This is a genomic window from Arsenicicoccus sp. UBA2120, from assembly GCF_002330965.1.
Taxonomy (GTDB): Bacteria; Actinomycetota; Actinomycetes; order Actinomycetales; family Dermatophilaceae; genus Arsenicicoccus; species Arsenicicoccus bolidensis.
The window spans coordinates 54381-78239 of record NZ_DCYC01000030.1 but is presented as its reverse complement, the minus strand read 5'-3'; the positions used below and the strand labels follow the sequence as shown (position 1 = coordinate 78239).

The 23859-nt window shown below is 72.8% G+C and carries 25 protein-coding genes and 1 pseudogene; 18 read left to right on the top strand and 8 right to left on the bottom strand.

Annotated features, from left to right (window positions below; all coding sequences use genetic code 11):
* Nucleotides 1-169: 169 nt before the first annotated feature.
* Nucleotides 170-1474, bottom strand: coding sequence for a peptide synthetase (locus B2P18_RS03960; protein ID WP_286955965.1), 1305 nt, complete (start codon nucleotides 1472-1474; stop codon nucleotides 170-172).
* Between the two features lie 233 nt (nucleotides 1475-1707).
* On the opposite strand from B2P18_RS03960, the gene B2P18_RS03955 reads away from it, so the two are divergent.
* The gene (locus tag B2P18_RS03955; protein WP_286955964.1) at nucleotides 1708-2517 is read left to right on the top strand and encodes an alpha/beta fold hydrolase; all 810 of its coding nucleotides are present in this window, start codon (nucleotides 1708-1710) and stop codon (nucleotides 2515-2517) included.
* On the opposite strand, the gene B2P18_RS03950 is transcribed toward B2P18_RS03955, so the two are convergent.
* Together B2P18_RS03950 and B2P18_RS03945 are read right to left on the bottom strand one after the other, a co-directional pair.
* Nucleotides 2492-3316, bottom strand: coding sequence for a hypothetical protein (locus B2P18_RS03950; protein ID WP_029212369.1), 825 nt, complete (start codon nucleotides 3314-3316; stop codon nucleotides 2492-2494). The two genes, B2P18_RS03955 and B2P18_RS03950, sit on opposite strands and share 26 nt — an antisense overlap.
* A 15-nt stretch (nucleotides 3317-3331) precedes the next feature.
* Nucleotides 3332-4204: a RecB family exonuclease gene (locus tag B2P18_RS03945; protein WP_051274172.1), complete on the bottom strand. Its 873-nt coding sequence runs from the start codon at nucleotides 4202-4204 to the stop codon at nucleotides 3332-3334.
* A gap of 57 nt (nucleotides 4205-4261) precedes the next feature.
* On the opposite strand from B2P18_RS03945, the gene B2P18_RS03940 reads away from it, so the two are divergent.
* The 5 genes from B2P18_RS03940 (at nucleotide 4262) to B2P18_RS03920 (ending at nucleotide 9105) form a co-directional block, all read left to right on the top strand.
* Nucleotides 4262-5449 (top strand): M50 family metallopeptidase, encoded by a 1188-nt coding sequence (locus tag B2P18_RS03940; protein ID WP_029212371.1) that lies wholly within the window; start codon nucleotides 4262-4264, stop codon nucleotides 5447-5449.
* Nucleotides 5450-5581: 132 nt separating this feature from the next.
* Nucleotides 5582-6751, top strand: a complete 1170-nt coding sequence (locus B2P18_RS03935) for a tRNA (adenine-N1)-methyltransferase (protein ID WP_286955960.1) — start codon at nucleotides 5582-5584, stop codon at nucleotides 6749-6751.
* Nucleotides 6748-8382, top strand: coding sequence for a proteasome ATPase (gene arc, locus B2P18_RS03930; protein ID WP_019284898.1), 1635 nt, complete (start codon nucleotides 6748-6750; stop codon nucleotides 8380-8382). Before B2P18_RS03935 ends, arc begins: the two co-directional genes overlap by 4 nt.
* A 104-nt stretch (nucleotides 8383-8486) precedes the next feature.
* A complete protein-coding gene (locus B2P18_RS03925) occupies nucleotides 8487-8717 on the top strand; it encodes a FitA-like ribbon-helix-helix domain-containing protein (RefSeq protein WP_019284899.1) in 231 nt (76 codons plus the stop codon).
* 16 nt (nucleotides 8718-8733) lie between these two features.
* Nucleotides 8734-9105 (top strand): type II toxin-antitoxin system VapC family toxin, encoded by a 372-nt coding sequence (locus B2P18_RS03920; RefSeq protein ID WP_286955959.1) that lies wholly within the window; start codon nucleotides 8734-8736, stop codon nucleotides 9103-9105.
* A gap of 199 nt (nucleotides 9106-9304) precedes the next feature.
* On the opposite strand, the gene B2P18_RS03915 is transcribed toward B2P18_RS03920, so the two are convergent.
* The 3 genes from B2P18_RS03915 to B2P18_RS03905 form a co-directional block, all read right to left on the bottom strand.
* Nucleotides 9305-9664, bottom strand: coding sequence for a DUF3054 domain-containing protein (locus B2P18_RS03915; RefSeq protein ID WP_286955958.1), 360 nt, complete (start codon nucleotides 9662-9664; stop codon nucleotides 9305-9307).
* A gap of 67 nt (nucleotides 9665-9731) precedes the next feature.
* Complete coding sequence (locus tag B2P18_RS03910) at nucleotides 9732-9941, bottom strand: hypothetical protein (protein ID WP_286955956.1); 210 nt, start codon at nucleotides 9939-9941, stop codon at nucleotides 9732-9734.
* Between the two features lie 115 nt (nucleotides 9942-10056).
* Complete coding sequence (locus tag B2P18_RS03905) at nucleotides 10057-11403, bottom strand: M20/M25/M40 family metallo-hydrolase (protein ID WP_286955954.1); 1347 nt, start codon at nucleotides 11401-11403, stop codon at nucleotides 10057-10059.
* Between the two features lie 124 nt (nucleotides 11404-11527).
* Between B2P18_RS03905 and B2P18_RS03900 the strand changes: the two genes are divergently transcribed.
* The 4 genes from B2P18_RS03900 (at nucleotide 11528) to B2P18_RS03885 (ending at nucleotide 15944) form a co-directional block, all read left to right on the top strand.
* Complete coding sequence (locus B2P18_RS03900; RefSeq protein WP_286955952.1) at nucleotides 11528-13594, top strand: MFS transporter; 2067 nt, start codon at nucleotides 11528-11530, stop codon at nucleotides 13592-13594.
* Nucleotides 13595-13606: 12 nt separating this feature from the next.
* On the top strand, nucleotides 13607-14161 hold the full coding sequence (locus B2P18_RS03895; RefSeq protein WP_286955951.1) for a TetR/AcrR family transcriptional regulator: 555 nt from the start codon (nucleotides 13607-13609) through the stop codon (nucleotides 14159-14161).
* Nucleotides 14162-14170: 9 nt separating this feature from the next.
* Nucleotides 14171-15679 carry a depupylase/deamidase Dop gene (gene dop, locus B2P18_RS03890; protein WP_037212216.1) on the top strand — a complete coding sequence of 503 codons (1509 nt, stop codon included), beginning with the start codon at nucleotides 14171-14173 and terminating at the stop codon, nucleotides 15677-15679.
* A gap of 70 nt (nucleotides 15680-15749) precedes the next feature.
* Nucleotides 15750-15944, top strand: coding sequence for a ubiquitin-like protein Pup (locus B2P18_RS03885; RefSeq protein ID WP_019284907.1), 195 nt, complete (start codon nucleotides 15750-15752; stop codon nucleotides 15942-15944).
* A 25-nt stretch (nucleotides 15945-15969) separates the two neighbouring features.
* On the opposite strand, the gene B2P18_RS03880 is transcribed toward B2P18_RS03885, so the two are convergent.
* Nucleotides 15970-17067, bottom strand: a complete 1098-nt coding sequence (locus B2P18_RS03880) for an asparaginase (protein WP_286955949.1) — start codon at nucleotides 17065-17067, stop codon at nucleotides 15970-15972.
* 7 nt (nucleotides 17068-17074) lie between these two features.
* The gene (locus tag B2P18_RS03875) at nucleotides 17075-18130 is read right to left on the bottom strand and encodes a DUF917 domain-containing protein (protein WP_286955947.1); all 1056 of its coding nucleotides are present in this window, start codon (nucleotides 18128-18130) and stop codon (nucleotides 17075-17077) included.
* Between B2P18_RS03875 and B2P18_RS03870 the strand changes: the two genes are divergently transcribed.
* From B2P18_RS03870 to B2P18_RS03835, 8 genes and pseudogenes are all read left to right on the top strand, one after another.
* Nucleotides 18110-18304 carry a helix-turn-helix domain-containing protein gene (locus B2P18_RS03870; RefSeq protein WP_376783661.1) on the top strand — a complete coding sequence of 65 codons (195 nt, stop codon included), beginning with the start codon at nucleotides 18110-18112 and terminating at the stop codon, nucleotides 18302-18304. The two genes, B2P18_RS03875 and B2P18_RS03870, sit on opposite strands and share 21 nt — an antisense overlap.
* A gap of 205 nt (nucleotides 18305-18509) precedes the next feature.
* Nucleotides 18510-18725, top strand: a pseudogene (locus B2P18_RS18855) (hypothetical protein); the annotation flags it as partial.
* Nucleotides 18656-20017 (top strand): diadenylate cyclase, encoded by a 1362-nt coding sequence (locus tag B2P18_RS03860; protein ID WP_376783660.1) that lies wholly within the window; start codon nucleotides 18656-18658, stop codon nucleotides 20015-20017. The pseudogene B2P18_RS18855 and the gene B2P18_RS03860, both read left to right, overlap by 70 nt.
* A gap of 347 nt (nucleotides 20018-20364) precedes the next feature.
* Nucleotides 20365-20559 (top strand): hypothetical protein, encoded by a 195-nt coding sequence (locus B2P18_RS03855; protein WP_029212384.1) that lies wholly within the window; start codon nucleotides 20365-20367, stop codon nucleotides 20557-20559.
* Nucleotides 20556-20792 carry a hypothetical protein gene (locus B2P18_RS03850; RefSeq protein WP_286955942.1) on the top strand — a complete coding sequence of 79 codons (237 nt, stop codon included), beginning with the start codon at nucleotides 20556-20558 and terminating at the stop codon, nucleotides 20790-20792. Before B2P18_RS03855 ends, B2P18_RS03850 begins: the two co-directional genes overlap by 4 nt.
* A gap of 59 nt (nucleotides 20793-20851) precedes the next feature.
* Nucleotides 20852-22255 carry a Pup--protein ligase gene (pafA, locus tag B2P18_RS03845; protein WP_286955939.1) on the top strand — a complete coding sequence of 468 codons (1404 nt, stop codon included), beginning with the start codon at nucleotides 20852-20854 and terminating at the stop codon, nucleotides 22253-22255.
* 94 nt (nucleotides 22256-22349) lie between these two features.
* Nucleotides 22350-23369, top strand: a complete 1020-nt coding sequence (locus B2P18_RS03840) for an FKBP-type peptidyl-prolyl cis-trans isomerase (RefSeq protein ID WP_286955936.1) — start codon at nucleotides 22350-22352, stop codon at nucleotides 23367-23369.
* A 51-nt stretch (nucleotides 23370-23420) separates the two neighbouring features.
* A complete protein-coding gene (locus B2P18_RS03835) occupies nucleotides 23421-23807 on the top strand; it encodes an FKBP-type peptidyl-prolyl cis-trans isomerase (protein WP_029212388.1) in 387 nt (128 codons plus the stop codon).
* The last annotated feature ends 52 nt before the right edge of the window (nucleotides 23808-23859 follow it).

Below are 23859 nucleotides of genomic sequence, written 5' to 3'. Positions count from 1 at the left end.
CGGCCGGCGCGGACGCGGCGTTTGTGAGCTGCGAGCGCACGAACGGCCGGTGAGGACGCCTCGCATCAGACTTTCGTGAGCTCCCAGCGCGCGAACGGCCGGTGAGGGCGCCTCGAATCGCGCTTTCGTGAGCTGCGAGCGCGCCAAGGCCCGAGGAGTCCAGGGCGGGTCAGACCAGGGAGCGCAGACCCTCGACGACCGCGTCCACCCAGGAGCCGACGGAGGCCTGGGCCTGCGGCGTCGCCGGGGATCGCAGGCGCGCGTGCAGGCCGGACCCATCGGCGACGAACCACACCTGCACCCCCTGCGTCGGCGCGACCGCCGACACGTGCTGCGCCCGCCAGGCGGGGTCGAGCGCGACCGGGAGCCGGCGGTGGTCCAGCCACGACACCGCGAACATGCCTGGGGTGACAGGCATCCCGTCATACGGCGCCATGATCGGGGCCAGCGCGTGCGACCCGAGGCCCACCGCCTCGCGCACCGCAGCGCCGCACGCCTGGGGCGTCGGGTCCGCGGACTCCAGGACCGCGTTGGTGATGAACCAGCCGACCGACTGACGCCAGCGCGACTGGTGGCGGCTGTGCACGGGAAGGACGGCTCGCAGGGGCGCGCCGGCCAGGGAGGCCGAGGCCCGCGTCATCACGGAGACGGCCATGGCCAGCGGCCCGACCCCCTCGAGGCTGGCCCGTGCCTCGAGCCGGGCGAGGCCGCGCGGGTCGAGCAGGTCGTGGGTCGAGACCACCTCGGGCCGGGGCGCGGACACGTCACCGAGCGGCAGCGGGAAGGTCGGCATCGCGCCGCCGCCCGCGCCGAGGATCTCGTGCCACCGGCGCAGCACGTGCTCGGGCGCCGGCGGCTGCGCGGCCAGCTCGGCCGTGTGCTCGGCGAAGGACCCGACCCGGGGCAGCCGCGAGGCGGGCACCCGGCCGGCGCGGTGGTCGTCGAGGCAGGAGAGCAGGTCGCGCACGAGCAGGGGAAGGGACCAGGCGTCGACGTGGGCGTGGTCGGCGGCGATCACGACGACCGGGTCGTTGCCGTGGGTCGGCTCCAGCAGCGCCAGCCGGTGCGAGGGGGACTCGAGCGGGGAGCAGGCGGCGTCGAGCAGGGTGCGCAGGGCGGCCCGGGTCGGGGCCGGCAGCGTCGGGTCGGTCGGGTGCTCGACCCAGCGTCCCGGCTCGTCAGCCAGCGCGAGGGGGTGCAGCCGCAGGCCCTCGTCGGTCTCGGCGAAGGCCGAGCGCAGCGTGCCGTGCCGCTCCACGACGGCGCGCCAGGAGGCGGCGAGCTCGTCCGGTCGTACGCCGCCGGGGACGCGCAGCGCCGCGGCCATCCACGAGCCGGGTCGTGCCCCGGCGCGCAGGTGCATACCCTGGTCGAAGGACACCGGCAGCTCACCGGGAGCACGGTGCAGCGGGAGCTCGAGGCTGCGCAGCCGCCCCTCGGGCAGGTCGACCTGGTCGGCGTTGGTCAGGCGCACGGGCGGCCTCCTGCGGGTACGGCGGGGCCTGCGGCCCGGCGGACGACCCGGGCGTCGGTGACCAGGACGGATGTCGGAGCCCCACTGTCGCCGCGCCATACGCGCAGGTCAAGGCGGGTCCACGGTGAGGGATGGTCGTGAACCGCCTTGGCTATGATGGCGACTCACGTGAGTCGCGCCGGGGCGTCACCCCCGGTCCGCGCGGGTGACCGCCTCGGCACCGAGGAGTGGTCATGAGCACGATCGGCGTCGACGGAGCCAGCCTCGACGTGGAGGTCCACGGCAACGGTCCGTTCGTGGTGCAGCTGCACGGCCTGACGTCCAGCCGCCGCGCCAACGCCGACGCCGGCCTGGACCTCACCCGTCACCTGCACGAGCACACGGTCATCCGCTACGACGCGAGAGGGCACGGCGCGTCCACGGGTCGGCCGGAGCCTGGGGACTACGGGTGGGAGACGCTCGCCGACGACCTGCTCGCCGTGCTCGACCGGCTGGCCCCGGGCGAGGCGGTGCACGGCGTCGGGCCGTCGATGGGGACCGGGACGCTGCTGCACGCCGCGGTCCGGGACCCCAGCCGGTTCCGCAGCCTGACGCTGACCGTGCCGCCGACGGCGTGGGAGACGCGGGCGGCCCAGTCGGAGGCCTACCTCGACAGCGCGGAGCTGGTGGAGCGTCGCGGTGTGCAGGCGTTCATCCGGGTGGGGCGGGTCGCCGCCCGCCCGCCGGCGGTCGCGGACCAGGAGGTGCCGGTGCCCGACGTGCGCGAGGAGCTGCTGCCGTCGGTGTTTCGCGGCGCGTCGCAGACCGACCTGCCCGACCCGGACCGGCTGCGTGCGTTGTCGGTCCCGACCCTGCTGCTGGCCTGGCCCGGAGACCCCTCGCACCCGCTCAGCACGGCCCGCGCCCTGCACGACCTCCTGCCGCTGAGCGAGCTGCACCTGGCCCGGGACCCCGACGAGCTGTCGGGGTGGCCGCACGTGCTGGAGCGCTTCCTCACCCGGCAGCGCGCCGCCGGCGTCACCGCGAGGGAGGCCCGCCGATGAAGTCGACCACGGAGTTCCACCGCGCCTCGTGCCGGCGCTCCCGCTCCTCGGCGAGCAGGTCACGCGGGCTGCCCGGCTCATAGCGTCGGGCCCAGCGCGATCGCGGTCGCGCGAGACGCACCGCCCCGACCCAGGCGATCCCCGGCACGAACATCCCCACGACCGCGAGCCACGGCTTGCCCTTGAGCAGGCAGACCACCGCGGCGACGACGTTGACGACGAGGACCCCCGTCACGGCCCAGCGCACGGCCCCCGACCCGCGCGGGGTGGAGACCAGACCCAGCGGGTCGGTGCCGAGCAGGAGGGCCAGGGCGATGATCGCCGTGGTGATGAGGGCCGTCACGGAGGTGCGGCCCTGGGGCGACCAGTAGACGTCCTCGAGGTGCAGCCACAGCGCGAACTGGTCCAGCGTCAGCGCCGCCCCGACCCCGAACGCCGCGGCGGCCACGTCGGCCCACGCCCCGGACGGTCGGTAGGCCACCTGGAGCAGGCCGACGAGCAGGATCAGCAGGATCCCCCACACCTGGTGGTGGATGTGCACGCCGTTGATGAGGATGTCGCGGATCGGTCCGCTGGGCCGAGCACCCGCGGGGGCCCGGTCGGCCCGGTGCCGGATGTAGCGCGTGGCCGCCCGCGTCAGCACCGTCGTGACGACGAACGCCAGCAGCAGCCATAGCAGGGACACCCGCTCCGGCGTGGCGCCCGCCCGCGGCAGCACCTGCGGCAGCACCTGAGCAGCCCCGTCGACGACGAAGGCACACGCGGCAGCGCAGGCGGCGATCGTGAGGGCGGCAGTCATGGCGCCTCGATCATGTCAGGCCTCGAGCGGGTCGTCCTCGTCCTCGACGTCGTGGTCGACCGGGGCCGAGGCGGCCGGGTCCAGCGCGCGGGCGACCGCGCCCTCCGGGATGGGCGGGGGAGTGCCGCCCCACGCGGGGCAGATGTCGCGGTGCGCGCACCAGTCGCACAGCCGCGACTTGTTGGGACGCCAGTCGCCGGTCTCGGCGGCGCGGACGATGGCCTGCCACAGCGCCTTGAGCTTGCGCTCGGTGGCCCGCAGGTCCGCCTCGTCGGGCTGGTAGCGCACGATCTCGGCGTTGCCTAGGTAGACCAGCTGCAGCATCGACGGCACCACGCCTCGCAGCCGCCACAGCACGAGGGCGTAGAACTTCATCTGGAAGAGTGCCTTGCCCTCGAAGAGCACCGAGGGGGAGCGCCCGGTCTTGTAGTCGACCACGCGGATCATGCCGTTGGGCGCGACGTCCAGGCGGTCGACATACCCCCTCAGCAGGAGCCCGTCTAGGTCGCACTCGAGGTAGAGCTCGCGCTCGGCGGGCTCGAGATCCGTCGGATCCTCCAGCCCGAACCACCGCTCGACCAGCGAGGTCGCCGAGGTCAGCCAGGCCGTGAGCTCGGTCGCCTCCTCGCCGTCGCCGATCAGCTCGGCCAGCTCCGGCCGCTCGGCCAGCAGCGCCTCCCACTGCGGACCCACGAGGGAGGCCGCGTGCTCCAGCGTGCGCTCGGGCGCCGGCACGTCGAACAACCGCTCCAGCACGGAGTGGACCAGCGTGCCTCGGGCCGCCGCGGAGGACGGCGGCTCGGGCAGCCGGTCGATGACGCGGAAGCGGTAGAGGAGCGGGCACTGCATGAAGTCGGCGGCTCGGCTCGGGGACAGGGCGGCAACCATGGGACCGACGATAGGACCTCGCACCGACATACCCCCTGCGCCACGTAGGCTCGCGCCATGTCCGACCCGCGTGGACCCCAGCCGACGCCGCCCGACCGCCCCGTCGAGCCGGCCGTCGCGGACGCCGACGTGCAGACCCACCCGGGCTGGCGGATCGGCTCGCTGCGCGGCACCCCCATCTATCTCGGCCGCACCTGGCCCATCCTCGTGCTGGTGATCCTCGCGACCTTCGGTCCGTCCCTGTCGCGGTCACGGCCCGACCTCGGGGCGGGCGCCTACGCCGTTGCGTTCGCCTACGCGCTGCTGCTGCTCGTGTCGGTCCTCGCGCACGAGGCGGCGCACGCGCTGACCGCGCAGGCGTTCGGGCACCGGGTGCACCGGATCGTCGCCGACCTGATGGGCGGGCACACGTCATACCAGTCCGACAGCAACACCCCCGGCCGCAGCGCGATGGTGGCCCTCGCGGGGCCGCTCGCCAACGCGGCCCTGGCCGTGGCGGCCTGGCAGCTCCTCGCCGTCACCCCCGCCGGGGTGCCCCGGCTGCTCATGGGCGCCATGGCCTACTCCAACGCGTTCGTCGCGGTCTTCAACCTGCTGCCGGGCCTGCCCCTGGACGGCGGCTTCGTGCTCGACGCTCTCGTATGGCGGATCACCGGTCGCCGCACCACCGGGCTGCTGGTCGCGGGGTGGAGCGGACGCGTGCTCGCGGCGCTCGTCGCCCTGTGGTTCATCGGGCGGCCGCTGCTGTCCGGTCGTGCACCGGACTTCTTCTCGATCGCGTGGGGCGCGCTCATCGGCAGCTTCCTGTGGGCCGGGGCCGGCGGGGCCATCCGCTCCGCACGCGCCCGCGCCCTGCTCGACCAGGTCCGGCTCGGCGACCTGCTGCACCCCACGGCCCTCGTGCCCGCAGGCTCGTCGGTGGCGGACGCCGTGCGGCTCTACGGCGTCCACGGGGCGCAGGTCGTCGCCGTGCAGGACGCGCAGGGGGTCCCCACCGCGGTCGTCGACCCCCGCGCGGTGCAGTCGGTGCCCGTGGACCAGCAGGCCGCCACCCCCGTCCTCGCCGTCGCGCACCAGCAGCCGGCCGGGTGGGTCATCGACCTCGCGCCGGACGTCCCCGTCACCGACGCCGTCGAGCGCATGGCCCAGCTCGAGGCCGGCGTGATCCTGGTGCGCCTGCCGGGCGGCGGGCACGGCCTGCTGGACGCCGGCGAGGTCGAGGACGCGGCGAGCCGCCGAGCCTGAGCCTGACGCCCGAGCCTTGCTACCGATCCTGACGCCCAAGCCTGACGCCCAAGCCTGACGCCAAGCCCTGCACCCGGGCCCCGCCGGACGCGGTCGAGGTCTGTCGGTGCGGCTCACTACAGTGGAGAGACCATGAGGACACAGCCCGACGCCACCGCGCCCCTCGCCCCACCGCAGCCCACCGGCGCGGCCGGACGCCGAGGCCCCTTCCAGCCCGGCGAGCGGGTGCAGCTGACCGACGCGCGCGGCCGCATGCACACGATCACGCTGGCGGTCGGCGGCGAGTTCCACACCCACCGCGGCCGCATCCTGCACGACGTCGTCATCGGCCTGCCCGACGGGTCCACGCTCACCAACACGGCCGGCGAGGAGTTCCTCGCGCTGCGCCCGCTGCTGTCCGACTACGTCATGTCCATGCCCCGCGGCGCCGCCGTCGTCTATCCCAAGGACGCGGGCCAGATCGTGCAGTATGCCGACATCTTCCCCGGCGCCACCGTGGTCGAGGCCGGCGTGGGGTCCGGGGCGCTGTCCATGTCGCTGCTGCGCGCCATCGGCGACCAGGGGCGGCTGCTGTCCTTCGAGCGCCGGGCCGACTTCGCCGAGATCGCCCGCGGCAACGCCCGCACCTTCTTCGGCACCGACCACCCCGCCTGGACCGTGACGGTCGGCGACCTGGCCGAGACCCTGCCCGAGGTCTGCGCGCCCGGCACGGTCGACCGCGTGGTCCTCGACATGCTTGCGCCCTGGGAGTGCCTCAAGGCCGTCGCCGACGCGCTCGTGCCCGGCGGCCTGCTGATCTGCTACGTCGCCACCGCCACCCAGCTGTCCCGCGTTGCCGAGGGCGCCAAGGAGCACGGCGGCTTCACCGAGCCCCACGCCTGGGAGACGATCGAGCGCGACTGGCACCTTGAGGGGCTCGCCGTCCGTCCGGTCCACCGCATGCACGGCCACACCGGCTTCCTCATCACCACGCGTCGCCTGGCCCCCGGCGTGACGCCGCCCCTGCGCAAGCGCCGCCCCGCCAAGGGCCCGGACGACCCCGAGGAGCAGCCCTTCGGCGTCGAGGTCGACCGCGAGTGGTCGCCAGAGGACGTCGGCGAGCGGGTCGTCTCCGACAAGCGGCTGCGCAAGATCCGCCGCACCGTCACCGGCGAGGCCCCGCCGCCCGACATGCCGCCCAAGCGCCGAGACGCGGACCCCGCGCCTGGCACCGACCCCGCGCCTGACGGCGACCCGGCAGAGACGCCGGCGGAGCGGCATACGGCCCAGGACGACGTGAGCACCCCGGAGGTGGACCAGTGACCTATGACCCGACGAGCGAGGCGCACGCCGCCCGCATCCGTGACCTGACCACCCAGCTGTCCGCGCTGCGGACCGCCAACGGCGCGCTCGGTCAGGCCAACGAGCGACTCACCACGACCCTCAAGGCGGCTCGCGACCAGATCACGGGCCTGCGCGAGGAGATCGACCGGATCGCCGCGCCGCCGTCGACCTACGGGGTCGTGCAGCGCACGTATGACGACGGCACCGCCGACATCACCAGCGCCGGGCGCAAGATGCGGGTCGCCGTGTCGATGGACCTGCCCCTCGCCGACATCCGGCCCGGGCGCGAGGTGCGGCTCAACGAGGCGCTGGTGGTCGTGGCGCTGGCCGACTACGAGCAGGCCGGCGAGATCGTCATCGTCAAGGAGCGCCTCGACGACCACCGGGTGATCGTGCTGCTGCGCAACGACGAGGAGCGCGTCGTCCGCGTCGCGGGGTCGCTGGACGGGGTGCGGCTGCGCCCGGGCGACGCGGTGCTGCTCGACGCCCGCAGCAGCTTCGTGCTCGAGACGGTGCCGCACGCCGAGGTGTCCGAGCTGCTGCTCGAGGAGGTGCCCGACATCTCCTACTCCGACATCGGCGGGCTGACGCCGCAGATCGACCAGATCCGCGACGCCGTCGAGATGCCCTTCCTGCACCCGGAGCTCTATCGGGAGCACCACCTGCGCCCGCCCAAGGGGGTCCTGCTCTACGGCCCTCCCGGCTGCGGCAAGACGCTCATCGCCAAGGCCGTCGCCGCATCTCTCGCGCGCAAGGTTGCGGAGCGCAACGGCCAGACCGGCGAGGACGCGCCCAAGAGCTACTTCCTCAACATCAAGGGCCCCGAGCTGCTCAACAAGTACGTCGGCGAGACCGAGCGGCACATCCGCCTGATCTTCGAGCGGGCCCGGGAGAAGTCCGACGAGGGGACACCCGTCGTGGTGTTCTTCGACGAGATGGACTCGCTGTTCCGCACGCGCGGGTCGGGCGTGTCCTCCGACGTCGAGACGACGATCGTGCCGCAGCTGCTCGCCGAGATCGACGGCGTGGAGCGCCTCGACAACGTCATCGTCATCGGCGCCTCCAACCGCGAGGACATGATCGACCCGGCGATCCTGCGGCCGGGCCGCCTCGACGTCAAGATCAAGATCGAGCGGCCCGACGAGCAGGGGGCGCGCGAGATCTTCGCGAAGTACCTCACCACCGAGGTGCCCCTGCACGCCGACGAGCTCGACGACCACGACGGCGACCCCGCCGCGACGGTCGAGGACCTGATCGACGCCGTGATGGAGCGGATGTTCGCCACCACCGAGGACAACCGCTTCCTCGAGGTGACCTACCTGTCCGGCGCCAAGGAGGTCCTCTACTTCCGCGACTTCGCGTCCGGCGCGATGATCCAGAACATCGTCGACCGGGCCAAGACCGCCGCCATCAAGGCGCTGATCACGACCGGCGAGCGCGGGCTGCGGCTCGAGCACCTGATGGAGGCCTACGTCGCGGAGTTCCGCGAGAACGAGGACCTGCCCAACACCACCAACCCCGACGACTGGGCCCGCATCTCGGGCAAGCGCGGCGAGCGGATCGTCAACATCCACACGCTGGTCGGCGGCAAGGACCTCAAGGTCGACTGAGCACGCCCCACGCGACGGGGTTCACGCGGGCACCGACGGCGATCATTGCGACCGTCGTGAGTGGGGTGCTTGCACAGTGGCGCCGATGGCGCCACACTGGCGCCATGCCCAGCGTGCAGATCAAGGACGTGCCCGAGCAGACGCACGCCGTCTTGCGACGTCGGGCCGCGGAGGCACACCAGTCCCTGCAGGAGTACCTCCTGGGCCGGCTGGTGGACGAGGCGTCCCGGCCGACGCTCGACGAGGTTCTCGATCGCGCCGGCTCTCGGGCAGGCGGAGCGGTGACCCTCACCGAGGCCAGCGATCTGATTCGCTTCGACCGTGATCGTCGTTGACGCGAGTGTCCTGACCGTGGCGCTCGTCGACGACGGTGTCGACGGTGACCGTGCCCGGTCCCGCCTGCGCGGGGAGCGCCTCGCAGCGCCCGAGCTCGTGGATCTTGAGGTGCTGTCCGTCCTGCGAGGGCTGGTGCGGTCCGGGCAGGTGCTGCCGCGGAGGGCCTCACTGGCGATCGATGACCTCCGGGCCATGCCCATCGAACGCGTCCCGCATCGTCGGCTTCTCGAGCGGTGCTGGGAGCTGCGGGACAACATCACACCGTACGACGCTGCCTACGTGGCGCTGGCCGAGGCGCTCGAGGTATCCCTGGTGACAGGTGACGCACGTCTGGCGCGGTCCACGGGACCGCGCTGCCGGATAGAGGTCTTGACGGTGTCCGGCTGAGCACGGCGCAGTGGTGAGGCACCACGACCGGAGCCAGCGTGCACAGTCCGCGCTCCCAGCGCGAGACTCGCACACCCCAAGGCCGTCTCACGTGCCGGCTCCGCGCTCCCAGCGCGAGATCCGCACGCCTGCGGGGCGCCCAGCGTGCCAACTCCGCGCTCCCAGCGCGAGATCGGCACATAGGCGTGGGCTGGGGGCGTCAGGCGTCGGCGCGGCGACCCGAGCGCTGGGCGACGAGGCGGGGGAGCAGCAGGAAGAGCGCGAGGGCCGTGGTCGCGACCAGGACGAAGCTGAACGCGGTTCCGGCGCCGGTGACGGCCCGCAGCAGCATGCCCACCGCCACGGTGCACAGCCAGATCGGGAGGCCGCCGCGCAGCGTGGTGGGGGACAGGCGGGCCGCGATCGCCACGCCCCAGCCGACGAGGGCGCCCACGAGGAAGGGCCACGCCGTGCCGAGGACGGCGAGCAGCGCGCCCTCCTCGGCGTGCGACCGGCGACCGATCACGGCGAAGACGACGACGAGGACGAGATCCAGAGCGAGGAAGGCCGGGGCACGCATGGCCCCGAGCCTACCCGTGAGGTATGCCGCCCCCTGGCCCGGCATACCTCACGGGAGAGGATGGAGGTCAGGACGTCTGCCGACCGGCCGGAGGCTGCGGGACCTCGTCCTCGCGGCGGTGCTGGGGGAGCCAGCCGCCGGCGATGGCGAGGACCGCGATGGCGATGCCGGTGGGGCCGTACTCGACGCCGCGGTTCTCGTGGAGCCAGTAGCCGAGGTAGCCGAGCACCAGGCACAGGATGGGGAAGACGATGGCGTAGTAGCGGTTGCGCGTCATGACTTCATGGTTGTCGGGCGGGCGCTGACGGCATACGCACAGCAGTCAGGGGTGGGGCGTGACAGCTGTCATGCCCCACCCCTGACCGCCCCCCTGACCACGAGGGACGACGAGGTCAGCGGCGTGAGCCCAGCTCGCTGAGGAACCGGATCTGCGCGAGCATGATCCGCTCGATCTCGGCGGGGTCCACGGACTCGTCGGGGCCGTGGATCTTGGCCTTCTCCTCGTCCTCGGGACCCCACAGGATCGCCTCGGCGCCGGGGGAGGCGTGCAGCAGCTCGGTCACCAGGGGGATCGAGCCGCCGGAGCCGACCTGGGCCGGGGTCCGGCCGTAGACCTCCTCCAGCGCCGCGAGCGCGGTCGCCGCGATCGGGCCGGACGTGTCGCCGAGGAACGGCGAGCCCGCCTTGTCGTCCGAGAACTCCAGCGTGGCGCCGTACGGCGCGTGGGACCGCAGGTGCTCCTTGACCGTCTCGAGCTCGCGGGCCATGTCGGCGCCGGGGGCGATGCGCACCGAGACCCGCGCCCGCACCGAGGGGACCAGCGCGTTGGAGCACTGGTCGACGGGCACCATGTCGAGCCCGATGACCGTCGCCGACGGGCGCGACCACAGGCGTGACGCGAGCGGCCCGGTGCCCTGCAGGCCGACCCCGTCCTTGACGCCGGCGGACGCCGCGAACTCGGACTCGTCGACCTCGGCCCCCTCCCAGTCGAAGGAGTGCAGCCCCTCGATGACCGTGTTGCCGTCCTTGTCGTGCATCGTCGACAGCAGCTGGATCATGCCGACCAGGGCGTCGGGCGCCGCGCCGCCGAACAGGCCCGAGTGGACCGCGTTGTCGAGGGTGGTCAGCGTGACGGTGAAGGCGACGTCGCCGCGCAGGCCGGAGGTGATGGACGGCTCGCCTACCTTGGCCGGGCCGGAGTCGCAGATGATGAACGCGTCGCTGCGCACCATGTCGGGGTTGGCGGCCACCCAGTCCTCGATGTGGCTGAAGGTCTCCTCCTCGCCCTCGAGCAGCAGGCGGACCGTGCACGGCGGCGTGCCGTCGAAGGCCCCCATGGTGCCGAGGATCGCGACGACGCCGGCCTTGCAGTCGGCGGTGCCGCGGCCGTAGATGCGCCCGTCGTCCTTGCGCGTGGCGACCCACGGGTCCGAGTGCCACTGCTGGGACTCGGGGCAGGGCTGCACGTCGTAGTGCGCGTACATCGTGACCGTGGGGGAGCCCTCGGGGCCGGGCACCACGGCGTGGATCGCGGGGTAGCCGCCCGGGATGTCGAGCAGCTCGACGTCGGGGACGCCGTTGCGGCGGAACATCTCGAGCAGGTCCTGCGCGATGGCGTCCATGGGCTCCCGGGGGTAGCCGGGGAAGGCGACGGACGGGTGGCCCACCAAGGTGGCGTGGTCCTCGAGCAGTCGGGGCATGGCCTCGCGGGCGTAGTCGCGGGCGGCGGAAAGGTCCATCTGTGCTCCTCGATGAGTGTCGATGCAGCCACCCTATCCACCACCGGGGCTGCGCTATCCTGGACCCAGGTGAACGGATGTTCACCTCGCGATCTACCACTCCTTCCCCGCACGAGAGGCACGCGTGACCGCCGCCCCCACCACCACCCGGGCAGCGCTGCACCGCAGACGCGCCAACCCCACCCTCGTCACCACCGTGCTCGCCCTGACCGGCACGATCGTGGCGCTGCAGCAGACCCTGATGGTCCCGCTGCTGCCGGAGTTCCCGACCCTGCTGCACACGACCGCCGAGGACGCGTCCTGGCTCGTCACGGCCACCCTGCTGACCAGCGCCGTCGCGACCCCCGTCGTCAGCCGGCTCGCCGACATGCACGGCAAGCGCCGGATGATGCTGGTCTGCCTCGTGCTCCAGATCCTGGGGTCGGTGCTCGGTGCCCTCGGGGGGACGCTGGCCGTGGTCGTCGCCGGACGAGCCCTGCAGGGCTTCGCGGCGGCGCTCATCCCGGTCGGCATCTCGATCATGCGCGACGAGCTGCCCCGCGAGCGGGTCGGCGGGGCGGTCGCCCTCATGTCCGCCACCCTCGGCATCGGGTCCGCCGCAGGCCTGCCGCTGGCCGGCCTCATCTCGGCGCACACGAGCTGGCACGCGTTGTTCTGGGTCTCCGCGGCGATGGCGGCGGCCATGCTGGTCGCCATACCGCTCGTCGTCCCGGAGTCGACCCTACGGACCCCCGGGTCCTTCGACGGGGTCGGCGCGGTCCTGCTGTCCCTGGCGCTCGTGGCCTTCCTGCTGCCGGTGACCAAGGGCAGCCACTGGGGCTGGACCAGCGAGACCACCCTCGTCCTGGCCGTGGCCTCCGTCGTGCTCCTCGCGATCTGGGTGCCGTGGGAGCTGCGCACCAGGACGCCGATGGTCGACCTGCGCACCGCGGCGCGCAAGCCGGTGCTGCTGACCAACCTGGCATCCGTGCTGGTCGGCTTCTCGATGTACGGCAACATGCTGTCGACCACCCAGCTCCTCCAGCTGCCCGAGCGGACGGGGTTCGGCTTCGGCCTCGACGTGCTGCAGGCCGGCCTCGCCATGGTCCCCGGCGGGCTGATGATGGTGCTGCTGTCGCCCGCCTCAGCCGCGATCACCCGTCGCTGGGGTGGTCGCACCACGCTGGTCACGGGGGCGCTGGTGCTGGCCGGCGGCTACGTCCTGCGCGTCTTCCTCGTCGACCACCTGTGGCAGATCGTCCTCGGGGCGATGCTCGTCTCGGCCGGCACGGCGATCGCGTATGCCGCCATGCCCACCCTCATCATGGGCGCCGTCCCGATCACCGAGACCGCCTCGGCCAACGGCCTCAACTCGCTGCTGCGCGCCGTCGGCACCTCCTCGGCGAGCGCCGTCGTCGCGATGATCCTCACCACCACCGTGACCCGCGTCGGGGGCGTGGCGCTGCCGACGCTGGACGCGTTCAGGCACATCTTCTGGGTGTGCGCGCTGGCGGCCCTGGTGTCGGCGCTCGTGGCGGCGTTCCTGCCGTCCGCGCGTCCGGCGCCCGCCGTGTCGCCAGGCCGGGCGCGTGCCGACGACGCGGACGAGATCGTCGTGGCCGGCCGGGTCACCGCCACGGGCGTCCGGCCGGTCCGGTCCGCTGTCGTCACCGTGATCGACCTCGAGGGCGACCAGGTGGACTGGGCCCGCGTCGAGCCGGACGGCAGCTACGCGATCGTCCTGCCCGGCCCCGGGGACTACGTGACCGTGACCGCGGCCGACGGCTGGGAGCCGCACAGCGAGGTCGTCCACGTGAGCGGCACGCACGCCCAGGACATCGACCTGGGGGACCGGCTGCAGCTGGCGGGCCAGGTCACCGCCGACGGACGCCCCGTCCCTGGCGCGCTCGTGACCATGACGGCGCTCACCGGTCAGGTCTCGGGCGCGACGCGGACCGGAGCGGACGGGGGCTATGTGCTGCCGCTGTCCACCCATGGGCGCCACGTGGTGACCGCCGCCGACCCGAGCACCGGCCGCACCGGCTCGGTCGGCGTCACCCTCACGGGGGTCGAGCGCCGGGTGGACCTCGACCTCGGCCCCGCTCCCCGCCATACGCAGCCCGATCAGCAGCCGACCGACCAGCAGCCGACCGACCAGCAGCCGACCGACCAGCACGCCGCGGCGGTGCTCGCCGCGAGGGCGACCACCTGAGAGGATCACCGGGTGAGCCAGAGCCGAGAGCTGATCGTCCGAGCCGCGCGGCGCCTGTTCGCCGAGCGCGGCTACTCGTCGGTGTCGGTGCGCGACGTCGCCGCGGAGGCGGGGGTGTCCGCGTCCCTCGTGATGAAGCTCGTGGGCAGCAAGGCCGAGCTGTTCAGCTCCTCCGTCGAGTTCGCCCCCGACGAGCAGGACCTGTCCCACCCCGTCGACCGCCTCGGGCACGAGCTGGTCCGCAGCGTCGTCGGTCGCCTCGGCTCCGACGGGCCCGAGCCCCTCGCCCGGGCAGTCGTGCTCGCACTCCCGGCACCGGACATCGAGCAGGTGCGGTCCCGGTTCCACGCCGCGTATGCCGTCCCCCTCGCCGCCCGCCTCGGGGGTGGCGACACGGCCGAGCAGACCGCCGAGATGGTCGTCGCGACCGTCGTCGGCCTCGCCGTCTCCGCGCGGGTGCTGGGCCTGCTCGGGGACCGGGCCCACGACGAGGACCTGGTGGAGCGCTACGGCGCGGCGGTCCAGCTGATCATCGACCGAGGCGGGGCCTCCGGGGGCTCGCACTAGGGTGGGCGCATGACCGTACGCCGAGTGATGGGCATCGAGACGGAGTACGGCATCTCCGTCCCGGGGGAGCCGCACGCCAACCCGATCGTGCTGTCCGGGCAGATCGTCAACGCCTATGCGACGCGGCCCGAGATCACCGTCTCGCGCACCCGCTGGGACTACGAGACCGAGGCGCCGCTCGCCGACCAGTTCGGCCACGAGATGCCGCGCGCCGTGGCCGACTCCAGCCAGCTCACCGACGAGGACGACGAGATCGCCGCCAACGTCGTGCTCACCAACGGCGCCCGGCTCTACGTCGACCACGCCCACCCGGAGTACTCCTCGCCCGAGGTCACCTCGCCGCACGACGCCGTCGTCTGGGACCGCGCTGGGGAGCTCGTCATGGCCGAGGCCGTGCAGCGCCAGGCCGAGCTGAGCGGTCGGCAGATCAACCTCTACAAGAACAACACCGACGGCAAGGGCAGCTCCTACGGCACCCACGAGAACTACCTGCTGGCGCGGGACGTCGAGTTCGCTGCTGTCGCACGGCAGCTCATGCCGTTCTTCGTCGCGCGACAGGTGATCTGCGGCGCCGGCCGCGTCGGCATCGGGCCCGAGTCGCACCAGGCGGGGTTCCAGATCAGCCAGCGCGCCGACTTCTTCGAGCGCCAGGTGGGGCTCGAGACCACGATCCGCCGCCCGATCGTCAACACCCGCGACGAGCCGCACGCCGACCCCACGCGATACCGCCGCCTGCACGTCATCATCGGCGACGCCAACCAGGCCGAGACCGCCACCCTGCTCAAGCTCGGCTCCACCAGCCTGGTGCTGCGCCTCATCGAGCACGGCGACGTGACGCGGGCCCTCATGCCGGCGGACCCGGTGGCGGCGCTGCGGCAGATCTCGCACGACCCGACGCTGCGGACCACCGTGGAGCTGACCGACGGACGGCGCATGACGGGGCTGGACATCCTGTGGGCCTACTACGAGATGGTCGACGACCACCTGTCGCGTCACTACGGCCACGACCTGGACGAGGAGACGCAGGAGATCATGACCCGGTGGGACCACCTCATGGTCATGCTCGGCGACGACGTCCTGTCGGCGGCCCACAGCGTCGACTGGGTGGCCAAGCTCGCGCTCTTCGAGCAGTACCGCTCGCGCGACGGGCTGGGCTGGGACGACGCCCGCCTGCGCGCCATGGACATCCAGTGGAGCGACGTGCGCCCCGACAAGGGGCTGCACCACAAGCTCGAGGCCGCCGGACGGATCGACCGCCTCACCTCGCCGGAGCAGGTGCGGTCCGCCGTCACCGCGCCGCCCGACGACACCCGGGCGTGGCTGCGCGGCACGATGGTCGAGCGCTATCCGCACGAGCTGCTCGCCGCGTCGTGGGACTCCGTGATCGTGCGTCGTGCCCCGGGAGAGCCGCCGAGTCGCCTGTCGCTGCCCGAGCCCGAGCGCTGCACCCGGGCCCACCTCGAGAGCATCGTCGACGCCAGCCCTACCATGGCCGACCTGCTCGACCGGATCGTCTGACCCCGTCAGCACCAGCACGCACCGACCTGAACGCCCTGACCAGAACGCCCTGACCAGCAGGAGGCACCCCATGTCCCAGGAGCAGATCCAGCCCCAGCGCCGCGAGCCGGACCCCGCGGACGTCCCGGCACCCGTGCCGACGGCCCCGGTCACCACCTCCGTCGACGACGCCGGCCTCGACTCCGTGCTGGACGAGATCGACCTGGTGCTCGAGTCCAACGCCGAGGAGTTCGTCAAGGGCTTCGTGCAGAAGGGCGGGCAGTGACCCGCTGAGGTCTGCGGACGTCCCGTCAGTGCGTGTCGAACATGTCCTGGATGCGCGCCGTGTCGTCCGTGACCGTCAGCGCCAGGGCCAGCAGCGCGCGCGCCTTGTAGGGCCCCAGGTCACCGCCGGCGACGTAGTCGTGCCCCTGGTCGTCATACGCATCCCCCCGGGCCACCGTGCCCCGGGCCACCCGGCTCGACCGGACGACCACCACCCCGGCGGCGCGAGCCCGGTCGAGGGCCTCGGCGACGCGGTCGGGGACGTTGCCGGCTCCCGGCCCCGCGTGGACGATGCCGCGGGCGCCGGTCGCGACGACCGCGTCCACCAGGGCGCTGGACATCCCGGCGCGCGTGACGAGCACCTCCACCGGGGGCAGGTCGTCGAGCCCCTCGAGGGCCTCGAGGTCGTATGCCGACGCGACCCCGTGCAGCCGGCGGGACACGTGCGCGTAGCGGGGCACACCCCCGGCCACCTCGCCGAGCGGCCCGTGCGGCGAGCCGAAGGCCTCCACGCGTGACGTGTGCTCCTTGCGGACCTCACGAGCCGAGTGGATCTCCTCGCCCACGACGACCAGGGTCCCCAGACCACGTGACGACGGGTGGGCCGCCACGCGGACGGCGTTGAGCAGGTTGCTCGGCCCGTCCGCACCAAGGGCATCGGCCGGGCGCATGGCGCCGACCACCACGACCGGCTTGTCCGTGGGCACGACCAGGTGCAGCAGGTAGGCCGACTCCTCCAGCGTGTCGGTGCCGTGGGTGACGAGGACGGCGTCGACGTCGTCACGGGCCGCGAGCTCGGCGACGCGCCGGGCGAGCGTGAGCTGCAGCGGCAGGTCCATCTCGACCGAGTCGATCTGGCACAGCTGCTCGCAGGTGATGGTGGCCAGGGAAGCGAGCTGCGGGACCGCCCCCAGCAGGTCCTCGACCGTCAGGACGCCCGCCTGGTAGTGCTTGGCCGTCGTCGCCGCGGACGACCCGGCGATCGTGCCGCCGGTGCCGACGACGACGACGCGGGGGAGCCGGCCGTCGAGTGCAGGAGCATCAGCAGGTGCCGGTGAGCCAGCAGGTGCAAGAGAGTCAGCAGGAGCAGCGGAGGTGGCGACGTCGGCTACGGCATCAGGCATGCGCCCATCATGCCGTGGGCGCCGAAGGGGTCGTGGACGTCGATGCCGCCGATGCCGCCGAGGCAGGAGTCCAGTCGAGGTCGTAGCCGAAGGACCGAGGCCCCAGCAGCTCGAGACCACGCGACGTCCGCCACGGAGCGGGGGCCGGCAGGACGAGCACGCTGTGCCGCCGGCCGACCTCGACGTCGGGGTTGAGCGCCGGCAGGCCGGACTCGTCGACGAGGACGATCAGGTCGGGGACGCAGGCGTCGAGCGCGCCGTCGCGCCGGGCGAGGATGAACTCGTTCTGCACGTCGATGGCGTAGCGCGAGCCCGCGTCGTCCCGCAGCACGACCTTCCCCCGGCTAAAACCCCCCGCCAGGGCACAGCCGTAGTCGGTCACGACTCCCCGGAACGCCACGTGCCCTCCCGCGTGGGCCGCGATCACGTCGGCGAGCTCCTCGCCGGACGCGCCGGACTCGCGGGCCTCGCGACAGGTCCGCCCGAGCCGGCCGGCCGCGCTGATCGTGCCGGGGATGAGCGCCCCCCGAGCTCTGAGGTCTCGGCCGCGCAGCGGGTGATCGGCCACCCCGACGGAGTGGCCGCTGGCCGCGGAGACCGCTCGCACGAGGTCCTCGGCCCGCTGCTCGGACGCGACGTGGGGGACGACGAGCGTGTCCCCCTGACGGGTCGAGAGGGCCAGCGGGGCGATGGGCAGCCCGACGAGGTGGTAGGTGCTGTGGGACAGCTCGGGCACGGCACGCCCCGCCGGGTCCGCGTCGAGCAGCGGTCGGCCGAGGGCGGCGGCCGCTGACATCGCGTCGGCGGTGTTCTCGGCGCCGAGCTCGGTCGCGACGATCGCCCCGACCGGCTCGCCCAGGTGCTGCTCGAGGGCCAGCAGCGCGCCCAGCGCCTCGGGCGGCACGCCCGGAGCCAGCGGCGGGAGCTCTCCTCCCGGGGGCAGGGCGCCGGCGACGTACGGGCAGGCGGTCCAGGTGTCGTCGGGCAGCTCGGACAGGTCCAGCGCGACACGGCCCGTCGCGACGCGGCGCTGCTGCCCACCGTGCAGGCCTACCTCCGGCACGGCCGCAGCGTCCCGGCGACGGCTCGGGCCTGCTTCGTGCACCACAACACGGTGCGCTACCGGCTGGGCGTGCCCCGTGACCTGCTGCGCGGACGGACCGCGAGCGCCGACCCGCTCGACGACGTCGCCGTCGCCCTGCTCGCCGACGCCGTGCTGAACCCGTCGGCGGACTGACGACGTCGAGCGCCGGCCCCTGCTGCCCGGACGACGGGCATCCGGGTGCGATCTGGTCCGAATCGGCCGAACGCGGGTCAGGTCGGACATATCCTGGCCCGGGCCGTCCGGGTCCGTGGTGGAGGGGACCGGCCGGGGCCCGTCATACCTCCGCAAGGCACCCCGAAGGCAGCACGTGACCGTCAACCCCACCCCCCACCACCTCATGTGGGAGCTCCAGGAGCAGTTCCGCCTCTCCCTGGACCGCGCCACCGACCGCGCGACCGACCAGATCGGGGCCATCGTCTCGGCCGACGCGCTGCTCGTCGGCTTCCTCGCCGACGACGTCACGGTGCCCGGCGCACCCGACGTGTGCATCGCCCCGGCGGACCGCGGCTTCAGCATCCAGGACCTCGAGGGCATCCGCGCGGACGCGCAGCGCCGGTTCGAGGCCCACCCGGCGCACGACGAGACCTACGAGTCGGCCGCGGTCCAGCAGGCCGGCTCGACCACTTCCTCGACGAGACCCGCCGCGAGGCCGTCGCCGCGGCCCTCGACAGCGGTCGGGCCGGCCGCGGGCGCACCTTCTTCATCGGCAGCGGCGCCCGGGTCGGGGACTACGTCGTGCACCCCGCCATCAGCGTGGACAGCAGCGCGTATGCCGAGCTCAACGCCCTCCCGTACGACGAGATCGACGGGGTCCCGCTCACGACCTCGCTCGCGCACGGCATCGTCGTCGAGCTGCTGCGCATCGCCACCCACGCCCTCCTCGCGGCCCGGCCGCCGCGCTCGATCTCGCCGATCGACGACGACGTCCCCAACGACGCGATCCGGCGGTCGGCCAACCACCTCGTCTACTCCGCCGCCCTCATCGCGGGGGAGCGGCTCGGGCAGGGGCTGTTCGACGCGTTCGAGGGCCTGTCGTCGACGCCCTACGAGGGTCGCGTCGGCTCCGGCACCGTCGTCATGGCCCGCGAGGGGCACCCCCGCATCTCCGTCGACGTCCAGCTGCGCTCGGCGGTGTCGGTGCGCGAGCGGCGGCAGTTCCGCAAGCTCCTGGAGATGACCCGCCCCGGGCTGCACCTGCTGATCGACGGCCAGCGCATCTACGGCCTCGGGTCGGTCCAGCCGCTCGCCCACGACGAGCCCGACGACTCCGACAACGACATCTTCCGGTTCACGCTGCTCGAGCAGGGCTCCTGGCAGATGGCCTACAACCGCAACCCGCTCCTGCGGGTGTCCAGCGGCCACCCGCAGCTGCCCCGCCCGCGGATGTCGACCAGCCTGTTCATCGACGCCATGCGGCGCGTATTCGACGAGGTGTCCGACCACGACATACGAGGCATCTGGATGCTGGCCCAGAGCGCGGCGCAGCAGGCCCGCGGCGCCCTGCTCGTCGTCACGACCGCGGCGGCCGAGGAGGCCAGGCGCCTCGCACCCCAGGCCCTCTCGATCCGGCCGCAGCAGCTCAGCCCGGACGTGCTGGACGCGGTCACGCGCATCGACGGCGCGGTCCTGCTCACCCCCGACGGGGTCTGCCACGCGGTCGGCGTCATCCTCGACGGCGTCGCCACCGGGGCCGGCGACCCGAGCCGCGGGTCCCGCTACAACTCGGCCGTGCGCTACACCGAGGCCTCGACGGCGCCCTGCCTCACGGTCATCGTCTCCGAGGACGGGATGATCGATGTCTATCCCGAGCTGGCCCCCCGGGTCCGGCCCGAGGACGGCGAGTAGGCCCTCGCGGACCTCGAGGCCGCCGGCAGCCTGGACGTCGACGAGGCCCGGGACGTCGACCTCGAGGCGTTCTACGCCCTGCACAAGCGCCTGCGCCGGTTCGCGTTCTACCTCTCCGAGAGCCAGTGCGAGCGCGCCTACGCGGTGTGCCTCACCATCGAGGACCTGCGCTGGGAGCGCTCGCGGACCCGGGTGCGCACCGTGCCGTTCCGCACCGACCCCCGCATGAACGCCTCCTTCTTCGCCTGATCTCGGCCTGAGTTTCACCTGACCTCGTGACACCTGTCAGGGGCGATGGGCGTGATGCGACCCCTAATTTCGGAGAGACCGAGATCGAGGGGGATCCGATGGACCTGCGCACCGGGGCGAGCATCGTGGGGCTGCTCGCCGTCATCTACGGCTTCGCGGTGGCGTTCGGGCCACGCGCGCACCAGGACGCCGGCTTCTGGCACCGCTTCACCGTCGTGGGGGCGCTCCTGCTGCTGGTCGCCGTCGTCGTGCTGGTCGGCGTCCCGTTCTACCGAGAGGGAGGTCTGTCATGACCCAGGCTCCATCAGCGCGCTACGGCCGCAACCCCGGCTGGGGCGTCACCGCCGTCCTCGCGATCGTCTACGGGATGCTCGTGGCCTTCGGCGACCTCCTGCACGACGACCGGGTGTTCTGGGACGCCTTCACGATCTGGGCCGGGCTGCCGGTCCTGGCCGTCTTCGTCATCTGCATGGTGATCCCGTTCATCCGGTGGCTCACCTCCTCGCGACAGACCTACCGGCGGTAGGTGCATCAGCCTGGCGGACGAAGGCCGGTCGACGTGACTGCCGCCGGTAGGGTCGTGCCATGGATCGACGCATCTTCGGGATCGAGACCGAGTATGGCGTGACCGCCACCTCCGAGGGCCAGCGGCGACTGACCCCCGACGAGGTGTCGCGCTACATGTTCCGTTCCGTCGTCGCCTGGAGCCGCAGCTCCAACGCCTTCCTCGCCAACGGCTCACGGCTCTACCTCGACGTCGGCTCGCACCCGGAGTACGCCACGGCCGAGTGCGACTCGCTGCTCGACCTCGTCGCCCAGGACAAGGCCGGCGAGCGCATCGTCCAGGGCCTCGCCGACGACGCCCAGCTGCGCATGGCCCAGGACGAGATCGTCGGCGACGTCTACGTCTTCAAGAACAACGTCGACTCCTCCGGCAGCTCCTACGGCTGCCACGAGAACTTCCTCGTGCACCGGTCCACCGACCTGCGCACCGTCACCGACACCCTCGTGCCCTTCCTCGTCAGCCGCCAGATCGCCTGTGGCGCAGGCAAGCTCGTCGTCGACCCCCAGGGACGGCCGACCTACTGCGTCAGCCAGCGCGCCGACCACATGTGGGAGGGCGTGTCCTCCGCCACCACGCGCTCGCGGCCCATCATCAACTCCCGCGACGAGCCCCACGCCGACGCCGAGAAGTTCCGCCGCCTGCACGTCATCGTCGGGGACTCGACGATGTCGGAGACGACGATGCTGCTCAAGGTCGGGTCCGCCGACCTCGTGCTGCGGATGATCGAGGAGGGCGTCCCGCTGCCCCACCTCACCCTCGCGAGCACCACGGCCGCCATACGCACCATGAGCACCGACCCGACCGGCCGCGCCGAGGTCGCCCTGCAGCGCGGCGGGACCACGAGCGCCCTGGCGGTGCAGAGCGCCTACCTCGAGGCCGCGCGACGCTTCGTCGACGAGGGCGGCAGCGACGACCCGGTGCACGAGCGCGTCCTGGACCTGTGGGAGCGGGTGCTGTCGGCCGTCGACTCCGGGCGGCTGCAGGAGGTCGGCACCGAGATCGACTGGGTGATCAAGCGGCGCCTCATCGAGCACTACTCCAGCCGCAACGGCCTGCCGCTCGAGCACCCGCGGCTGCAGCAGATCGACCTCGCCTACCACGACCTGCACCCGCGCCGGGGTCTGTTCAACCTGCTGCAGGCCAGGGGGCTCGCCGCGCGGGTCACCACCGACGAGCAGATCGAGCACGCGGTGACGGCGCCCCCGCAGACGACCCGGGCCAAGCTGCGCGGGGACTTCATCGCCGCGGCGCGGGCGGCTCGGCGGGACTACTCCGTCGACTGGGTGCACCTCAAGCTCAACGACGGCAACCAGCGCACCATCTTGTGCAAGGACCCGCTCGCCTACGAGGACCCGCGGGTCGAGCGGCTCGTCGCGAGCCTCGGCGAGCACCCCGCCCCGGCCGGCACCTGGCCCGGCACCTGAGCCAGGGAGCCGGACGCCGACAGCCCCGCCACAGGATCGCCCGCTAGGGTGGCACGAGCTCAAACGACCCACATCCGAGCGAAGGACCCCTCTTTTGCGCCTGCGCACCAGCTCTGCCCTCGCCCTCGCGGCCGTCCCGGCCATCGCGCTCAGCGCGTGCGGGAGCGGCGGGGCCTCCACCACCACCTCGACGACCACGACCCCCGCGCCGAGCCCCTCGGCACCGGCGACCCCCGCGTCCGCGACGCCCCCGCCGATCACCCCGGCCGCCAAGGGCGACCTCGCGGGCATCACCGTCGGCGGCACGCCCGCCAAGCCGTCGCTCAAGGTCGACAAGGCGCCCTTCACGACCAAGGAGACGACCACCAAGGTCGTCACCGAGGGCACCGGCCAGGTCGTCAAGAAGACCGACATGGTGGTCGCCAACGCGCTGTTCGTCTCCGGCAAGACCGGCAAGACGCTCGAGGACACCTTCGCCGCCAACCAGCCCCAGCAGATCCCCGTCAACCAGTGGATCCCCGGCGTCGCCAAGGGCATGCTCGGCCAGAAGGTCGGCAGCCGCATGCTGATCGCCATGGCTCCCGCCGACGCAGCGACCCTCATCGCCCAGGGCAACCCCCAGTCCGGCCTCGCCGCCGACGAGACGCTGGTGGCCTACGTCGAGATCCAGAAGGTCGGCTTCAAGGGCGAGGCCTGCAAGGTCGTCACCAGCAAGGAGGGCCTGCCCGAGGTCACCGCCGCCGACGGCAAGGCAGCCACCATGAAGCCCACCACGGCCGCCGCGCCCAAGCAGGCCACGGCCTACGTCCTCAAGGAGGGCACCGGCCCGGTCGTCAACGCCGGCCAGACGCTGTCCTCGCACTACACCGGCATGCTCTGGACCAACGGCACCAAGTTCGACTCGAGCTATGACCACGGCGCCGAGCCCACGCCGTTCCCGATCGGCGTCGGCCAGGTCATCCCCGCCTGGGACAAGTGCCTCACCGGTCAGAAGGTCGGCAGCCGCGTCCTCGTCGTCGCCCCGCCGGCCGAGGCCTACGGCGCCAAGGCCCAGGACAAGATCCCGGCCAACTCGACGCTCGTCTTCGTCGTCGACCTCGTCAAGGCCCAGTAGCCGGACCAGCACAACCCGTCATCGCGTCCCCCCGAGCCACCAGGAGGCACCATGCCGTTCGACCCCACCACCACCAAGCCCGAGATCGACTTCCCGGGCGACCAGCCGCCCGCCGACCTCGTCATCGAGGAGGTCTGGGAGGGTGACGGCGCCGAGGCCAAGCCCGGCAACGTCGTCAGCACCCACTACGTCGGCGTGGCCTACTCCACCGGCGAGGAGTTCGACGCCTCGTGGAACCGCGGCGCGCCCCTGGACTTCCAGGTCGGCGTCGGTCAGGTCATCCAGGGCTGGGACCAGGGCCTGCTCGGGATGCGTGAGGGTGGCCGGCGCAAGCTGACCATCCCGTCGCACCTCGCGTATGGCGACCGCGGCGCCGGCGGCGTCATCAAGCCCGGCGAGAGCCTGATCTTCGTCGTGGACCTCGTCGCCGTCCGCTAGGCCTCCCTGCAGCACCCCAGATCGTGAGGGTTTGGTCCAAGATTCTTGGACC

What these genes read in the sequence shown, in the direction of transcription:
- B2P18_RS03955 (WP_286955964.1), top strand. Translation starts at nt 1,708, where the DNA reads ATGAGCACGATCGGCGTCGACGGAGCCAGCCTCGACGTGGAGGTCCAC.
- B2P18_RS03950 (WP_029212369.1), bottom strand. Translation starts at nt 3,316, where the DNA reads ATGACTGCCGCCCTCACGATCGCCGCCTGCGCTGCCGCGTGTGCCTTC.
- B2P18_RS03945 (WP_051274172.1), bottom strand. Translation starts at nt 4,204, where the DNA reads ATGGTTGCCGCCCTGTCCCCGAGCCGAGCCGCCGACTTCATGCAGTGC.
- B2P18_RS03940 (WP_029212371.1), top strand. Translation starts at nt 4,262, where the DNA reads ATGTCCGACCCGCGTGGACCCCAGCCGACGCCGCCCGACCGCCCCGTC.
- B2P18_RS03935 (WP_286955960.1), top strand. Translation starts at nt 5,582, where the DNA reads ATGAGGACACAGCCCGACGCCACCGCGCCCCTCGCCCCACCGCAGCCC.
- B2P18_RS03925 (WP_019284899.1), top strand. Translation starts at nt 8,487, where the DNA reads ATGCCCAGCGTGCAGATCAAGGACGTGCCCGAGCAGACGCACGCCGTC.
- B2P18_RS03915 (WP_286955958.1), bottom strand. Translation starts at nt 9,664, where the DNA reads ATGCGTGCCCCGGCCTTCCTCGCTCTGGATCTCGTCCTCGTCGTCGTC.
- B2P18_RS03910 (WP_286955956.1), bottom strand. Translation starts at nt 9,941, where the DNA reads ATGACGCGCAACCGCTACTACGCCATCGTCTTCCCCATCCTGTGCCTG.
- B2P18_RS03905 (WP_286955954.1), bottom strand. Translation starts at nt 11,403, where the DNA reads ATGGACCTTTCCGCCGCCCGCGACTACGCCCGCGAGGCCATGCCCCGA.
- dop (WP_037212216.1), top strand. Translation starts at nt 14,171, where the DNA reads ATGACCGTACGCCGAGTGATGGGCATCGAGACGGAGTACGGCATCTCC.
- B2P18_RS03885 (WP_019284907.1), top strand. Translation starts at nt 15,750, where the DNA reads ATGTCCCAGGAGCAGATCCAGCCCCAGCGCCGCGAGCCGGACCCCGCG.
- B2P18_RS03880 (WP_286955949.1), bottom strand. Translation starts at nt 17,067, where the DNA reads ATGCCTGATGCCGTAGCCGACGTCGCCACCTCCGCTGCTCCTGCTGAC.
- B2P18_RS03855 (WP_029212384.1), top strand. Translation starts at nt 20,365, where the DNA reads ATGGACCTGCGCACCGGGGCGAGCATCGTGGGGCTGCTCGCCGTCATC.
- B2P18_RS03850 (WP_286955942.1), top strand. Translation starts at nt 20,556, where the DNA reads ATGACCCAGGCTCCATCAGCGCGCTACGGCCGCAACCCCGGCTGGGGC.
- pafA (WP_286955939.1), top strand. Translation starts at nt 20,852, where the DNA reads ATGGATCGACGCATCTTCGGGATCGAGACCGAGTATGGCGTGACCGCC.
- B2P18_RS03835 (WP_029212388.1), top strand. Translation starts at nt 23,421, where the DNA reads ATGCCGTTCGACCCCACCACCACCAAGCCCGAGATCGACTTCCCGGGC.